Consider the following 14,916-nt stretch of genomic DNA (forward strand, 5'->3'; position numbering starts at 1 on the left):
AACGGGTTCCCCGCTGGGCCTGACCGAAAAGGATAAATGCCATGACACTGGTTCATTTCGATTCCCCGACTGCCCGCTCCCTGCGTGGTGCTCCGGCGGCGAACCGCCCGGCGCACCTGATCGTCAAGGCCATTGCGGCGATCAACAGCTGGCGTATGCGCCGTGACGAACAGCGTGCGCTGGAATCGCTTCCCCTCGACCTGCGCAAGGACCTCGGCTGGCCTGCCGGCGACATGCGTCGCTGACGGCCTGCATGTCGCTATGGCTTGCGACGTGATCCTTGGGTCATGTCGCAAACCGGCAGGAGTGCCGGTTGCGGATTGCGCCAGCGCGGCATCGACAAAGTAATTTCTTTTCAAAGGCCTGCTAAACTGACGATTGTTATTGCCTGCTCCCTTTCGTCGCAGGATGGAAACGCGGAAGAAATGTCGCTTTTTAGCGGTCGTGAATAGTTTCGCGCCGCTGAATTCCATGTCAATGTCGCAGTGAGAACATCCCAGAATGCATTTCCGGTCGAGCATGCCGGAAAACAAGGGAACTGGACATCACCATGAGCAAGCAGCAAGTCAAGAAGCGATCACTTACCTTCTTTCTCGTTCCGCATTTCACATTGTTGCCGTTCGCCGGCGCGATCGAAACGCTGCGCATCGCCAACCGCATGCTGGGTTACGCGGCCTATGAATGGCGGCTCGCCTCGGTCGATGGCCAGAAAGTGTATTCCTCTTCGGGCATCGGCATCGAGGTGAATTCGTCGCTTGCCGACGAGCGCCGCTTCCTAGGCGGCGAGAACCGCCCGAACATGGCGATCGTCTGTTCCGGCATCTATGTCGAGGAATTCAACAATAAGTCGGTCAATGCCTGGCTGCGCGAAGCCTATAACCGCAATGTCGCCATCGGTTCGCTCTGTACGGGCGCCCATGTGCTGGCGCAGGCGGGCCTGCTCAATGGCAAGCGCTGCGCCATCCATTGGGAAAACCTGCCCGGCTTCTCCGAAACCTTCCCGCAGGCAGAAGTCTATGCCGACCTCTATGAGGTCGATGGCAATCTCTATACCTGTGCCGGCGGCACGGCTTCGCTCGACATGATGCTGAACCTGATCGGCCAGGATTTCGGCGAGGGCCTTGTCAACCGCGTTTGCGAGCAGCACCTGACCGACCGGGTCCGTTCCGCCCACGACCGCCAGCGGCTGCCGCTGAGGGCGCGCCTCGGCGTGCAGAACTCCAAGGTGCTGCAGATCATCGAACTGATGGAAAGCAATCTGTCGGAGCCGCTGTCGCTGCTCGAGATCGCCGACGATGCGGGCCTGTCACGCCGCCAGATCGAGCGCCTGTTTCGCCAGGAAATGGGTCGCTCGCCGGCCCGTTACTACCTCGAGATCCGCCTCGATCGCGCCCGCCACCTTCTGGTCCAGTCGTCGATGCCGGTAGTCGAGGTCGCGGTTGCCTGCGGTTTCGTCTCCGCCTCGCACTTTTCCAAGTGTTATCGCGAACTCTACAACCGCTCGCCCCAGCAGGAGCGCGCCGAACGCAAGCTGACCATGTCGACGAACCGCACCGGCATCGTCGTCTGACGACAACGGCCATGGTTTCCCGGGCGCCGCCTGTCGGCGCTCGGACCGGTCGCGCTCAGGGATAGAGGTAGTAGCGGTCCCAGTCTTCATGGGCGATGCGTGCTCCCGGCTCCATCTCGAACGCCACGATCGAAAGGTGATCCGCGCTGGTGGTGCAGGCATAGGACAACCGATACCACTCGCCGTCACGACGGAACACTGCGCCGTCCGCATCGATATGCACATCAGTGTGTCTCGGGCGCGAGAAGGTGTAGGAAATCACCTTGTCGGCCTTCAGCCGGTTCATCCCCTCCAGGTCGCATCGCTGTTCTAGCTGATCGGACGGATCGAGCTTCTCGATCTGGCTCGCAGTGCTCTTGTCGATCGCCTGTGCGACCATCGGGACCATGAGGGCGCATGCAAATGCGGCAATGGCAGTCTTGGATGTCTTTCGCATGGCCGGATCAGTAGCATCTGAAAAAGTCAGAATAAAGCCGGAGATCGCCCCGGTTGCCGGTGAGACGTCTTCAGGTCCGCCGCAAAGGCGCAAAGCCGACCGGTCTCGTGTGGCGAAAACCCTTTGGTGACAGGACCTCAGTGCCCGTCGGGCGCAATGTCGTCGGGTGCCAACCCGCTCACCACCTTTTTCCGGTGGAAAATGAACAGGCCGGCAAGCACGATCACGGCCGATCCGACGAGAACCTGGCTGTCCGGCAGGTCGCCGAAGAACAGATAACCCAGGATGATCGCCCATAGCAGCAGGCTGTATTGCAGCGGCGCCAGCAGTGACGCCGGCGCCAGCTTCAGCGACCGGGTGATCATCATATGGGCGCTGGCCGCGACGATCCCCAGTGCCAGCATCGCCACGAGATCGAGGCCGGACATCGAGTTCCAGTTGCCGATGCTGAGAACGGCCCCCGTGATGAGAGCTGCGACCGTCTGCCAGGTGACCAGCGTGACATCGCTGGTCGCGCGCAGCCGCCGGCTGAGGATCAGCGTCAGCGCAAACGACAGGCTGCCGATCAGGCCGAAGATCGCCGGCCATGATAGCATCGCCGACGACGGCCGCAGCGCGATAATCACGCCGATGAAGCCGATGACGACCGCAAGCCAGCGACGCCAGCCGATGGTCTCGCCGAGGAAGAAATGCGACAGCGCGGCGACATAGATCGGGCCGGCCATGTAGAAGGTCATCACGTCGGCCAGCGGCAGATAGGCGACTGCGGCGTAAAACAGCGCCACATCCGCCGTCGTCAACACCACGCGCAGCACCTGCAGCGACGGCCGCTCCAGCCTGAAGAGCCCGTCGCTTCCCTGTTTCGCGATCATCGGCGTCAGCATCACGAACGATCCGAGCGAACGCATCACCAGGACCTGCCCGACGGAAAAGCTCGCAACCAGCCATTTGCCCATCGCATCGTTCAGCGAGAACAGGAAGTCGCCGAGAAGCATGAGCAGGACGCCGGCCAGCACCGCATTGCCGGCCGTGCCGGTCGCGCGCAGGTTCATGATGTATTCCTCCCAAATCGGACCGTTATACTCGGCCGCTATCCGTCTTTGACACGTTTACAAGGCGCAGGCTTAACACGTTCCGCTGCGCCATGGCCGGATCGATTTAGCCATAGTCGAATTAGCCATAGAGGCTGATGAAGAACCGGATCGAGACGAAGATCAGGAACAGTCCGAACCCGACTTCCAGCTGCCGCTTGCTCATCTGGTGCGCCAATTTTGCGCCATAGGGGGTGACCAGCATGGCGGTCGGAAAGATCAGCGCAAAGGCCACCCAGTTGACATAGCCGGTCGAAAACACCGGAAGGTCCGCCCTGCCCCAGCCGGCCCAGACATAGCCGACCAGCGCCGGGATCGAGATCAGCACGCCGACCCCCGATGAGGTCGCCACCGCCTGGTGGATCGGCCGGCCGAACAGCGTCATGAACGTATTGTTGAGCACGCCGCCGCCAATGCCCATCAGCCCAGAGATCAGCCCGATCACGCCACCGGTCAGGAAAAGCACCGGCTCGCCGGGCAGTTCGGTGCCGAGATGGAAGCGGTTACTGAGAAACAGCATGCGCGCCGCCAGAACCAGCCCGATCACCGCAAAGATCAGCCGCAGCATTTCGCTCGATGCATAGGCCGCGACCACGGTTGCCAGCAGCGCGCCAAGCGGCACCGCGACGATCCAGCCCTTGAGCAGGTCGATATCCACCGCCCCGCGTAGCTGATGCGCCCGGAACGAGCGGATCGACGTCGGCACGATCAGCGCCGTCGAGGTCCCGACCGCCAGGTGCATGATGACCTCGGGCGCGATGCCGGCCCAGCCGAACACCTGATAGAACACCGGCACCAGCACGGCCCCGCCGCCAATGCCGAATACCCCGGCCAGCAGGCCGGCAACACCGCCGGCCAGCACCAGCAGTGCGGCAAACATCAATAGTTCCGATAGTGGCGGCATGGTCCCTCGGCGCGTTCGGCGGGTCTCGATCAACCGGCGTTAATGCTAGGATCCCCCGTCTAGGCGCCCGGCCACCTGCCCGCAAGGCCGCAGCCGGCCGATCCGGTACGCAGCCGCGACAATGCCAGTTGACCTCAACCCTTCGGGCAGTTGCGCTTGTCGAGATAGAGCGAGCAATCGACCGTTGGCGCGCTGTCCATGCCGCTCGTGCCGCTGTCTTCGGCGAGTGGCAGGATGCCGTCGTCGGCGCCCTGCCCGGTTTCGCCCGCGATCTCTGCGCCCGAGATCTCTGCAGCCGGCATCTCCGCATCCGCCACCACCGGCGGCAATTGCCCGGAGTTCAGCGAGGTCGGATTGTCGAAACCGATGCCATCGACCACCGGCTGGCTGGTATTGCCTTCGGCAATCGCCATGGCGCCATGCGATGTGACGATCTGCGGCTGTACACCCTGAACCTGCTGGGGGCTGGATCCGTCGCTGTCGGCGGCCGAAATGCCGAGTTCGGCATCGATGTTGACGCCCCCCTCCGGAATGACCAGCGCTTCCGCCCCCGTCTGATCGGGTGCCACGCTCGCCATCGCCATGGACCCGTCCTGGCCGGATGCATCGATTGCCGCCATCGCTTGCGGCTCGCCCGATTGCGAGCCGGCGCCGGCAAGGTTGGGCGTGTTCAGATAGTCGATCGCCGCACTGCCGCCATTGGTGTTTGCCATCGGCGCCGCATAGGCGATCGGCGGTTCGGTGGCCCCGCTGCGCCGGGCAAGGCGGCGATCGCCCACCGGCCCCTCCAGCACCAGTTCGCCGCGCACGTCGTCGGCCACGCCTGAAATCTCGGACGGAGGCAGCCGGTCGCTCGCGGAACAGCCGCCAAGCACCATGGCTCCACCGAGGGCAAGCGCCACGCGGGTTTGGGAGAAGGAAGACGCCATACCAGGTTCCACTCTCGAATCGGCCGACATCAGACGGTAGACATCGGACCATTGCGAGACAGGATAGAAGCCAGCCATTAAGGCCGAGTTAGGACCGCCCGACCGCTGGCGCCCATCTTTTGCCGTCATGGTTAACGCGCCGCGCAAGACAACGAAAAAGGCCGGCGGATCGCTCCACCGGCCTCTCGTTCATGCCCATCGGGCGTCAGACTGCACGGCGCGTCATGCTGCGCGACGTGCGCGGCCCTGGTCGCGGTTGATCTTCAGCCGCGACAGCAGCTGGCGCAGGTTGTGGCTCTCTTCCGCCAGCGCCTGGCCGGCCGCCGAGGTTTCCTCGACCATCGCCGCATTCTGCTGTGTCATCTGGTCCATGTGATTGACCGAGGTGTTGATCTCATGCAGCCCGGTCGCCTGCTCTCGGGCCGCCGTCGCGATCGTGTCGACGCTGTCGTTGACCCGGTTGACCAGTTGCTCGATCTCGACGAGCGCTTCGCCGGTCGAACGCACCAGGCCGACCCCGGTATCGACTTCCGCGGCAGACGCGCTGATCAGCGTCTTGATTTCCTTCGCCGCATTGGCCGAACGCTGCGCCAGCTCGCGCACTTCCTGGGCGACAACGGCAAAGCCACGACCGGCTTCACCGGCACGCGCCGCCTCGACGCCGGCATTCAGTGCCAGCAGGTTGGTCTGGAAGGCAATCTCGTCGATGACGGAGATGATCTGGTTGATTTTCTGCGAAGAGCCTTCGATCCGGCCCATGGCGTCGACCGCATTGCGGACGATCTCGCCGGACCGGTTGGCGCTCTTCTTGGTCGCCGCCACCATGTCACGGGCCTCGTTCGCCCGCTCCGCGGCAGTGCGCACGGTGGCCGTGATCTCGTCCAGCGCGGCTGCCGTCTGTTCCAGCGCGGCGGCCTGCTGCTCGGTGCGCCGCGACAGGTTGTTGGTCGCCTCGCTGATATTGCCGGCGCTCGAGGTGACGACATCGCTGGTCTGGTTGATCGATGCGATGACGCTGCCGAGCGAATCGACCGCGCGATTGAAATCGTGCCGCAGCTTTTCATAGTCGGCGCCGAGCGCCTCGATCTGCACCGTCAGGTCGCCCTCGGCCAGCCGCTCCAGCGCCGAGCCGATCGAATGGATCGCATGATTCTGTCGTTCTGCCGCAGCGCGCAGCTGGCTTTCGTTGCGCTCGCGCTCGCCGTTCAGGCTGTGCTGCTGCTCGCTTTCGCGCTGGCGCATGCCGATCCGGTCGCGAACGCTGTCGCGCAACACCAGAAGCGCTCCGGCCATGCCGCCGATCTCGTCGCGGCGGTCGGCATCGGCAATCTCGGTATCGACCATTTCATTGGCGATATCAGTCATCGCGGTCTTCAGCCGGTTGATCGGCTTGACGACGCTTGCCACGACGGCATAGGCGCAGGCGATGATCGCCAGGATGCTGACGCCGATGATCGCACCATATTGCAGCGCAGTCTGGCGGAACATCGCGGCCAGGTCGTCCGAATAGACGCCGGTGCCGACGACCCAGCCCCAGGGCTCGAAGCCGACGACATGCGAGAATTTCATCACCGGCTCGTCGAAGCCCGGCTTCGGCCACATATAGTCGACGAAGCCCTGCTTGTGCGCCTTCACCGTGTTGACGAATTCGACGAACAGGTGCTTGCCGGTCGGGTCCTTGTTCTGGCTCAGGTCCTTGCCGTTCAGCTCCGGCTTGATCGGATGCATGACCATGGTCGGGACCATGTCGTTGATCCACAGGTAGCCGTCCGGCTTGTAGCGCATCGCCGCGACGACCTCCTTCGCCCGCTCCTGCGCTTCTGCGCGCGTCAGCGTGCCGTCCTGCTCCATCTTGTAATACTTGTTGAAGATCGCGATCGCATTGTCATTGATCGCCGACAGCCCCGCGCGCCGTTCATTGGTCAGCGCGTCATAGGAATGGAACAGGCTGTAGGTCAGCGTCGCGACCAGAACCGCAAGCGTAATGCCGACCAGGGCATAGAGCCTGACGGACAAGGAAAAGGCTTTCATGAATTCCCCCACATTTAACTGGGGCAATCTTGGCATATGTCATTTTTTTATATTCTAAAGAGCGAACTACCAAAAATGATAATGAAGATAGCAAGACTCCGTTAATCTTTGCGATGCCTGCGAAGCCTTGCTTCGAAGCGGGCGCATGAAATCAGGTCTTGCCGGGAGCGCGCTAAAGTCAATTTGTAGGCTTGGCTTGCAGTTCGTTGTTTTCTGTTCCGTCATCCGGATTGCTGTCATTCCGATCGATTTCCAGACCCGGGATCGTAGCGAGCATTCATCCATGCCCGATCGGGATGACACGGAGATCGGTACGCGTGAAGATGTAGTCCAGAAGATCATCTCCGGCGGACCTGGCCAGCGGCAACCTTAAAAAGCCCGACCGAGGTCACGCCCCATGATTTCATCTTCGCTGTGGCGGTGCCGCACCGTCTCCGCTAGCCTGATCGCCGATGAAACGTGATTCAGGTGCCCGATGACCGAAACCAAGACCCCGACTGGCGAACTGACGCTGCGTACGCTGGCCATGCCGGCCGATGCCAATGCCGCCGGCGATATCTTCGGCGGCTGGGTGATGGCGCAGATGGACCTTGCCTGCGGTATCCGTGCCGCCGAACGGGCGAGCGGCCGCGTGGTCACTGCCGCCGTTCAGGAAATGGCCTTCGCCATGCCGGTCAAGATCGGCGACACCCTCTGCGTCTATACCGATATCGCCCGTGTCGGCCGCACCTCGATCACGCTGTCCGTCGAGGTCTGGGCCCAGCGCTATCTCACCCACATCATGGAAAAGGTCACGGCCGCGACATTTGTCATGGTCGCGCTCGACAGCGACGGCAAGCCGACACCCGTCCCGCCGGTCTGAACCGCTGCCGGGTTGTCCGCAGATTATAGCATGACCGCCGGCAGCACAGTCCGTCTGAAGGCGGTCTCGACCACCCTTAGCCCGGACCGCGTCTGCCGGCATGTCGCGCCGCCGTTAGCCCTTGAAGACGAAGGCTGCGCCGGCGGCAATCAGGATGAAGCCGATCACGTGATTGATGGTCAGCGCTTCCTTCAGCCAGAATACTGAGAAACCGGCAAACACGATCAGGGTGATGACTTCCTGCATCGTCTTCAATTGCGCCGCGGAATAGATCTGCGAGCCGATGCGATTGGCCGGAACCGCCAGGCAATATTCGAAGAAGGCGATCCCCCAGCTGACCAGAATCGCCATGAACAGTGCGGAATTCTTGTATTTCAGATGCCCGTACCAGGCAAAGGTCATGAAGACATTCGAAAGCGACAGCAGCACGATGGGCCAGAGCGCGGCCGGGGAGAAGCTTGGCATGGTGAGGTCCACAAAGAGAAAATGAAAATTCAGCGGTTGCTGCAAGGCAGATAGCGCAGCCTCGCGAATCCGCAATTGGCGCTTCCGCCTTTTTAGCAGCGCCGACCGTGTTTGTAAGCGGCGCGGATTGCTTTTGCCGCGATGACGCCTTTGCAACCAAGGCGATTGATGCTGCTTGGTCGGTGTCCGAGGTCGGCCGCGGCGGCATGCTCGCGACACGTGCAAATCTCAACCTTGGATCAGAGTACTCATATTGCCTGAAAACTGAGGGACGATTTCTACTAAAATGCATGCCTAGTCATGTAACGGGCCGTTAAGTGGCTCATGTTATTGAGTATTTATTGCGATTAAGCGCGGACGTTTTTTATGTCATTGTTTCGAAATCGAGGCGCCCATTTCATGCCTGCAGTGATGCAGGCGCAGGTCGATGACATCATCGAAGGCCATGCTTCGACACTGGCCATGAACGGGATCAATCTCTTTGTCGCCCTCAGCATCCTTACCTTCAACCACGGACTGCAACTCCCATCCCTGATTTGGCTCGCCCTTGGCCTGTCCATCCTAGTGTTGCGCCGAATCTCGGTGAACTTCCTGCGCAAACAGCAGATCGCCGCGCAGAAGCCGAAATCCGCCCTGTTCGTGATGTCGCTCGGTGCGGCGACCTCCGGTATGTGCTGGGCGGCCCTTCCCTTTCTCGTCAGTGACTTTGCCCCGCTCGCCCATGATGCGGCGCTGGTGATCCTGCTCGGTGGAATGGCGGCAGGCTCGGTCGTGAAGCAGATCGGCTACACGCCGCAGGCCCTGGTCTTCTCGATGCCGATCCTCTGCTCGATCATCTTCAGCCTCGTCCGGATCGGCGAATGGCCGGAATATCTGCTCGCCGGCTGCCTGACGATGCTGATCTACGTTTTCGTGCGCCGCAGCCTGTGGACCGAACGGATGTTTGTCAGCAACCAGCTTGCCCGGTTGGAGGCGACCGCGCTTGCCGACAGTCTCACCCGCGCCAACAATGACATCCTGCGCCAGAATACCCGGCTTGAGGCGCTGGCCAATCGCGACACGCTGACGGGCCTCGCCAACCGCATGTTCTTCAATGGCCACCTGAGCGGCGATATTGCCCGCGCCGTGGTCGTCAACGAGCAGGTTGTGCTGTTGATCATCGACGTCGACCGGTTCAAGTCGATCAACGACACGCTTGGCCACAGCGCCGGGGACACGCTTCTTTGCGATATCGGCAACCGGCTGCGCGATACGATCACCGACGGTAGCCTGATTGCCCGCCTCGGCGGCGATGAATTCGCCGTTGTAGTCACCGGCGAACGCGCCATGGAGCGCGCCCGCAACCATGCCAACCGGCTCCTGCTGGCCAGCCGGGCGGCCATCCGCTGCGGCGCGACAAATTCGGTCATCGGCCTCAGCATCGGCCTTGCCGCCTATCCCGATCACGGCGCCAATGCCGAGGAACTGCTCGCCTGCGCCGACATGGCGCTGTACGATGCCAAGCGCCTCGGTCGTCGCCAGATGCGTGAGTTCAATCCCGACCTCAAGCGGGACGCCGAGCGCCAGCGCATCATCGAGCAGGACCTGGAAAAGGCGATCGAATCCGGCGCGGTAACCGCCTGGTTTCAGCCGCAGATCAACTTGGCCACCCGCGACATCGCCGGTTTTGAAGCCCTGGTGCGCTGGCAGCATCCGCAGCTCGGCTTTGTCTCGCCACCTGAAATCGTTACGGCCGCAGGCGTGGTGCATCTGTCCGATCGCCTCACGGCACGCATCGCCGCCGATGTCTGCCTGCTCAGCAAGCGCCTGCCGGAACTCGGCATCAAGGGCGTGACGGTGGCACTCAATGTCTCGCCGCGCGAATTTGCCCTGTATTCGGTCGCCGACATGCTCGAACGGGTGACCGGGGAACATGGCGTCGATCCCAGCCTGATCGAGATCGAGATCACCGAAGAGGCGATCCTCGATCCGGAAATTGCCGGCGAACAATTGAAGCGCCTCGAAACAGCCGGCTACAAGCTGGCTGTCGATGATTTCGGCATGGGCCATTCCTCGCTGGCCTATCTGATCAGCCTGAAGATCGACCGGTTGAAGATCGACCGCAGCTTCGCCTGCGACGTCGCCCGCTTCGAAACCAACCAGAAACTGATCAGCGCCCTGGTCAGCCTCGGCGAATCGCTTTCGCTCGACATCATCATCGAGGGCGTCGAAACAGCCGAGGATGCCGCCATCCTCGCCCGTCTCGGCTGTACAACCGCGCAAGGCTACCTCTTCGCCCGCCCGATGCCGGTCAAGCAGCTCGAGGACTGGATCATCGAACACCAGAACAAGACGCCGCTGAAGCGCAAGGCCAGCCACCTCTCTGTGGCCGGAACTTGAGCGGGTTGATCCGGGCCTACGCTGTGCTCCGGGCATGAAGTGTCGCCAAGCTCAGGTTGCGGCTTAAGGTTGTTGCCACTTGCTGCGGTCCTCGCCTAAAACTACAGCCGTATGACTCGGGGGCAACATGGCCAAGGCGATCTTTTATCATAAGGCTGGAAGCATCTATGACGATGCGCCCGGACGCTATCATTTCCCCAAGACCTATCTTTCCCGTGTCTCACAAGCCGTCGGCGACTGGATCATCTACTACGGCCCACTGCCCGGCCTGAAAAGCCGATATTATTCCGGCATGGCTAGGATAAACCGCGTGTCACCCGATCCGCTAAGAACGGGACACTTCTACGCGTTGCTCGATGACTATTTGGATTTCGACAGGCCGGTTGACTATGTCGAGCGAGGCGGGTTCGAGAAGCAACTCGTTCGCCCCGATGGAACAATCAATCCCGGACGAAGTGTCCAGGCCGTCCGCATCATTGACGACCGCGAGTTTGCCGCGATCGTTCAGGCCGGCTTGTCTGAGCCCGACGAATGGCCGGCACGGACCGATGCCCAAGCCATCGACCTGCCACGCCTGGAAGTCGACGAAGCCGCCCAGACCCCGTTCCTGTTCGAGCCGATTGAGCGGGCAATACTCCAGCAGACCATCAACCGACCTTTTCGCGACGCCAAGTTCAAACAGCACATCCGTCAGGTCTATGACCGCACCTGCGCCTTCACCGGCCTGCGTCTGATCAATGGCGGCGGACGCCCGGAAGTCGAAGCGGCCCATATCGTGCCTGTCGAGCGTGGCGGCAACGACTCGATCCAGAACGGTCTTGCCCTGTCCGGCACGGTTCACTGGATGTTCGATCGCGGATTGTTGTCGATTGCGGATGACTACAAGATCCTGCAGTCGCGCCATTTGAACGAGGATATCTCGCATATGCTCGCCCGCGATCTGATCGCCAAGGTTCCCGCCGAGCCGCGCCACCGGCCGCATCCAGCCTACATGGCCTGGCATCGCGACAACATCTTCAAGCAATAGCACCTCCTCCTGCCACCACCCTGTCAGTTGAGCCCGATCCCGTTGCGCTTTTGTTCCGGATTATTCGCCGCCGGCCCTTCCTTTTCGTCCGCCGCTTCGCCATATTCCGCCCATGGCCAAGACACCCAAATCCTCCGCCCCTTCGAAGCCCGGTTTCGAGGAAGCTCCGCAAACCGCGTTTGAAGGCGAGCCCCTCTCGGGCTCCGTCTCCGATTGGGTGAGACAGCTCGAGGCCGAAGCCGAGGCGGCCGGCGTCGAGAGCCAGCGCGAACTCGCCTCCAAGGCCGGCAAGCATCGCAAGAAAATCGAGATCGAGGCGCGCAAGCACGCCGAGAAGGTGGCGCTGGACAAGGCGCAGAAATCAACCACCGCGAAAAACACCACCGCGACCACCACGTCGCGCGGCGTGTCCGTCGGCGCCTCCTCCGATCCGAAGACCCGGGCGGCTGCCGGCCTCAATCCGGTCGCCGGCATGGATGTCTCGCTGGAAGAAGCCGAAAGCCTCGCCCCCGGCGCCGTCACCGCCACCGTCGAGGCTTTGTCCTCGTTGATCGAGAGCGGCAATCCGCTGTTCAAGGACGGCAAGATCTGGACGCCGCACCGCCCGGCCCGGCCGGACAAGTCGGAAGGCGGCATCGCCATCCGCATGGTCTCCGACTATGAACCCGCCGGCGACCAGCCGACCGCGATCGCCGACCTCGTCGAGGGCATCCAGTCCGGCGAGCGCTCGCAGGTCCTGCTCGGCGTCACCGGCTCCGGCAAGACCTTCACCATGGCCAAGGTGATCGAGGCCACCCAGCGCCCGGCCGTCATTCTCGCGCCGAACAAGACGCTGGCGGCCCAGCTCTATTCGGAGTTCAAGCACTTCTTTCCCGACAACGCGGTCGAATATTTCGTCTCCTATTACGACTACTACCAGCCGGAAGCCTATGTGCCGCGTTCCGACACCTTCATCGAGAAGGAATCGTCGATCAACGAACAGATCGACCGCATGCGCCATGCCGCCACCCGCGCCATCCTCGAGCGCGACGACTGCATCATCGTCGCCTCCGTCTCCTGCATCTATGGTATCGGCTCGGTCGAGACCTACACCGCCATGACCTTCCAGATGTCGGTCGGCGACCGCATCGACCAGCGCCAGCTGCTCGCCGACCTCGTCGCCCAGCAATACAAGCGCCAGGAGATCAATTTCATCCGCGGCTCCTTTCGGGTGCGCGGCGACACGATCGAAATCTTCCCGGCCCACCTTGAGGATGCCGCCTGGCGCATCTCGATGTTCGGCGACGAGATCGACGCGATCACCGAATTCGACCCGCTGACCGGTCAAAAGACCGGCGAGATGAAGTCGGTGAAGATCTATGCCAACAGCCACTATGTCACGCCGCGCCCGGCCCTGAACGGCGCGATCAAGTCGATCAAGGAAGAACTCAAGGCGCGCCTTGCCGAACTGGAAAAGGCCGGCCGCCTCCTCGAAGCCCAGCGCCTCGAACAGCGCACCCGCTACGATGTCGAAATGCTCGAAGCCACCGGTTCCTGCGCCGGCATCGAGAACTATTCGCGTTATCTCACCGGCCGCCAGCCCGGCGAGCCGCCGCCGACCCTGTTCGAATATATCCCCGACAATGCGCTGTTGTTCATCGACGAAAGCCATGTCTCGGTGTCTCAGATCGGCGGCATGTATCGCGGCGACTTCAGGCGCAAGGCGACGCTGGCCGAATACGGCTTCCGCCTGCCCTCCTGCATGGACAACCGGCCGCTGCGTTTCGAGGAATGGGACGCCATGCGCCCGCCGACGGTCGCCGTCTCGGCCACGCCCGGCAATTGGGAAATGGAACAGTCCGGCGGCGTCTTTGCCGAACAGGTCATCCGCCCGACCGGCCTGATCGACCCGCCGGTCGAGGTCCGCTCGGCCAAGACCCAGGTCGACGACGTGCTCGGCGAGATCAAGGAAACCGCGCTGAAGGGTTATCGCACCCTGGTCACCGTCCTGACCAAGCGCATGGCCGAGGACCTGACCGAATACCTGCATGAACATGGCGTGCGCGTCCGCTACATGCATTCCGACATCGACACGCTGGAGCGCATCGAGATCCTGCGCGATCTTCGTCTCGGTGCTTTCGACGTTCTGGTCGGCATCAACCTGTTGCGCGAAGGCCTCGACATTCCCGAATGCGGCTTCGTCGCCATCCTCGACGCCGACAAGGAAGGTTTCTTGCGCTCGGAAACCTCGCTCATTCAGACCATCGGCCGCGCGGCGCGTAACGTCGACGGCAAGGTCATCCTCTATGCCGACCAGATCACCGGCTCGATGCAGCGGGCGATGGACGAGACCAGCCGCCGCCGCGAAAAGCAGATGGCCTACAATCTCGAACACGGCATCACGCCGGAATCGGTCAAGGCAAAGATCTCCGACATCCTCGATTCCGTCTACGAGCGCGACCATGTCCGCCCCGACATTTCCGGCGCCGTGGGCGGCAAGGGCTTTGCCGATGGCGGCCACCTCGTCGGCAACAACCTCCAGGCCCATCTCAACGCGCTCGAAAAATCCATGCGCGACGCCGCCGCCGACCTCGACTTCGAAAAGGCCGCCCGCCTGCGCGACGAAATCAAACGCCTCAAGGCCGCCGAACTCGCCGCCATGGACGACCCGATGGCCAGACAAGAGGCGAAAAATGCGGAAGGCGCGAGAGGCAATGGAAAAGGATCCGCACCCAGCTCTCCGTCTCCATCCGCAGCCTCTCCGGCGTCATCCTCGGGCTTGACCCGAGGACCCACCGACAACGCAGGCGACAGCCAACCCCGCATCTCGACGTCAGGCCGCAACAAATCCGGCTCACCGGAGGGCAAGGGCAGCTACTTCGCCAAACCCACCCTTGACGACATGGGCCCGGGCACCGATACGGCGACGCCGCTGTTCCGCAAGAACACCCTCGACGAAATGACCGTCGGCCGTACCGAAAAACCGATGCCCGGCAAGATCCCGCAAAAGCCGGCGGCTCCCCCTTCTCCCCGTGAGGGAGAAGGTGCCCGAAGGGCGGATGAGGGGGCCATCCCCCCTATGGTGAGGGGGCCAACCACCCCAACCGACCCCCGCCCGATCATCCGCGCCAAATCCGGCGCCGGTTCCTACGAGGACGCCGGCGACGTCAAGCGACAGAAACGCACCAAGGGCAAGACCGGGAGACCCGGCCGCTGACTTCCTTCTCCCCCGGAGGGTGAGAC

At 62.3% G+C, this 14,916-nt stretch carries 12 protein-coding genes; 6 read left to right on the top strand and 6 right to left on the bottom strand.

Features of this window, described 5'->3' with window-relative positions; all coding sequences use genetic code 11:
- Window positions 1-41: 41 nt before the first annotated feature.
- Window positions 42-245 carry a hypothetical protein gene (locus tag IM739_RS12855; protein WP_237368119.1) on the top strand — a complete coding sequence of 68 codons (204 nt, stop codon included), beginning with the start codon at window positions 42-44 and terminating at the stop codon, window positions 243-245.
- Between the two features lie 305 nt (window positions 246-550).
- On the top strand, window positions 551-1,570 hold the full coding sequence (locus IM739_RS12860) for a GlxA family transcriptional regulator (protein ID WP_237368120.1): 1,020 nt from the start codon (window positions 551-553) through the stop codon (window positions 1,568-1,570).
- 55 nt (window positions 1,571-1,625) lie between these two features.
- On the opposite strand, the gene IM739_RS12865 is transcribed toward IM739_RS12860, so the two are convergent.
- From IM739_RS12865 to IM739_RS12885, 5 genes are all read right to left on the bottom strand, one after another.
- Window positions 1,626-2,006 carry a DUF930 domain-containing protein gene (locus tag IM739_RS12865; RefSeq protein ID WP_237368121.1) on the bottom strand — a complete coding sequence of 127 codons (381 nt, stop codon included), beginning with the start codon at window positions 2,004-2,006 and terminating at the stop codon, window positions 1,626-1,628.
- A gap of 137 nt (window positions 2,007-2,143) precedes the next feature.
- A complete protein-coding gene (locus IM739_RS12870; protein WP_237368122.1) occupies window positions 2,144-3,058 on the bottom strand; it encodes a DMT family transporter in 915 nt (304 codons plus the stop codon).
- 121 nt (window positions 3,059-3,179) lie between these two features.
- Window positions 3,180-4,001 carry a sulfite exporter TauE/SafE family protein gene (locus IM739_RS12875; RefSeq protein ID WP_237368123.1) on the bottom strand — a complete coding sequence of 274 codons (822 nt, stop codon included), beginning with the start codon at window positions 3,999-4,001 and terminating at the stop codon, window positions 3,180-3,182.
- A gap of 134 nt (window positions 4,002-4,135) precedes the next feature.
- Window positions 4,136-4,930: a hypothetical protein gene (locus IM739_RS12880; protein WP_237368124.1), complete on the bottom strand. Its 795-nt coding sequence runs from the start codon at window positions 4,928-4,930 to the stop codon at window positions 4,136-4,138.
- Between the two features lie 222 nt (window positions 4,931-5,152).
- Complete coding sequence (locus IM739_RS12885; protein WP_237368125.1) at window positions 5,153-6,961, bottom strand: methyl-accepting chemotaxis protein; 1,809 nt, start codon at window positions 6,959-6,961, stop codon at window positions 5,153-5,155.
- Window positions 6,962-7,436: 475 nt separating this feature from the next.
- Between IM739_RS12885 and IM739_RS12890 the strand changes: the two genes are divergently transcribed.
- Window positions 7,437-7,823 (top strand): acyl-CoA thioesterase, encoded by a 387-nt coding sequence (locus IM739_RS12890; protein ID WP_237368126.1) that lies wholly within the window; start codon window positions 7,437-7,439, stop codon window positions 7,821-7,823.
- A gap of 114 nt (window positions 7,824-7,937) precedes the next feature.
- Here the strand turns inward: IM739_RS12890 and IM739_RS12895 are convergent, their stop codons facing one another.
- Window positions 7,938-8,288 carry a DMT family protein gene (locus tag IM739_RS12895; protein WP_237368127.1) on the bottom strand — a complete coding sequence of 117 codons (351 nt, stop codon included), beginning with the start codon at window positions 8,286-8,288 and terminating at the stop codon, window positions 7,938-7,940.
- Window positions 8,289-8,687: 399 nt separating this feature from the next.
- On the opposite strand from IM739_RS12895, the gene IM739_RS12900 reads away from it, so the two are divergent.
- The 3 genes from IM739_RS12900 (at window position 8,688) to uvrB (ending at window position 14,890) form a co-directional block, all read left to right on the top strand.
- Window positions 8,688-10,667, top strand: a complete 1,980-nt coding sequence (locus IM739_RS12900; protein ID WP_237368128.1) for a putative bifunctional diguanylate cyclase/phosphodiesterase — start codon at window positions 8,688-8,690, stop codon at window positions 10,665-10,667.
- A 127-nt stretch (window positions 10,668-10,794) separates the two neighbouring features.
- Window positions 10,795-11,694, top strand: a complete 900-nt coding sequence (locus IM739_RS12905; RefSeq protein ID WP_237368129.1) for an HNH endonuclease — start codon at window positions 10,795-10,797, stop codon at window positions 11,692-11,694.
- Between the two features lie 112 nt (window positions 11,695-11,806).
- A complete protein-coding gene (gene uvrB, locus IM739_RS12910) occupies window positions 11,807-14,890 on the top strand; it encodes an excinuclease ABC subunit UvrB (RefSeq protein WP_237368130.1) in 3,084 nt (1,027 codons plus the stop codon).
- Window positions 14,891-14,916: the final 26 nt, after the last annotated feature.

Origin of the sequence: Rhizobium sp. SL42 (genome assembly GCF_021729845.1) — a bacterium.
In the GTDB taxonomy this organism is placed as follows: domain Bacteria; phylum Pseudomonadota; class Alphaproteobacteria; order Rhizobiales; family Rhizobiaceae; genus Allorhizobium.

Coding starts and splice junctions, on each gene's coding strand:
- IM739_RS12900 (WP_237368128.1), top strand. CDS start 8,688: ATGCCTGCAGTGATGCAGGCGCAGGTCGATGACATCATCGAAGGCCAT.
- IM739_RS12890 (WP_237368126.1), top strand. CDS start 7,437: ATGACCGAAACCAAGACCCCGACTGGCGAACTGACGCTGCGTACGCTG.
- IM739_RS12860 (WP_237368120.1), top strand. CDS start 551: ATGAGCAAGCAGCAAGTCAAGAAGCGATCACTTACCTTCTTTCTCGTT.
- IM739_RS12875 (WP_237368123.1), bottom strand. CDS start 4,001: ATGCCGCCACTATCGGAACTATTGATGTTTGCCGCACTGCTGGTGCTG.
- IM739_RS12870 (WP_237368122.1), bottom strand. CDS start 3,058: ATGAACCTGCGCGCGACCGGCACGGCCGGCAATGCGGTGCTGGCCGGC.
- uvrB (WP_237368130.1), top strand. CDS start 11,807: ATGGCCAAGACACCCAAATCCTCCGCCCCTTCGAAGCCCGGTTTCGAG.
- IM739_RS12880 (WP_237368124.1), bottom strand. CDS start 4,930: ATGGCGTCTTCCTTCTCCCAAACCCGCGTGGCGCTTGCCCTCGGTGGA.
- IM739_RS12885 (WP_237368125.1), bottom strand. CDS start 6,961: ATGAAAGCCTTTTCCTTGTCCGTCAGGCTCTATGCCCTGGTCGGCATT.
- IM739_RS12865 (WP_237368121.1), bottom strand. CDS start 2,006: ATGCGAAAGACATCCAAGACTGCCATTGCCGCATTTGCATGCGCCCTC.
- IM739_RS12855 (WP_237368119.1), top strand. CDS start 42: ATGACACTGGTTCATTTCGATTCCCCGACTGCCCGCTCCCTGCGTGGT.
- IM739_RS12895 (WP_237368127.1), bottom strand. CDS start 8,288: ATGCCAAGCTTCTCCCCGGCCGCGCTCTGGCCCATCGTGCTGCTGTCG.
- IM739_RS12905 (WP_237368129.1), top strand. CDS start 10,795: ATGGCCAAGGCGATCTTTTATCATAAGGCTGGAAGCATCTATGACGAT.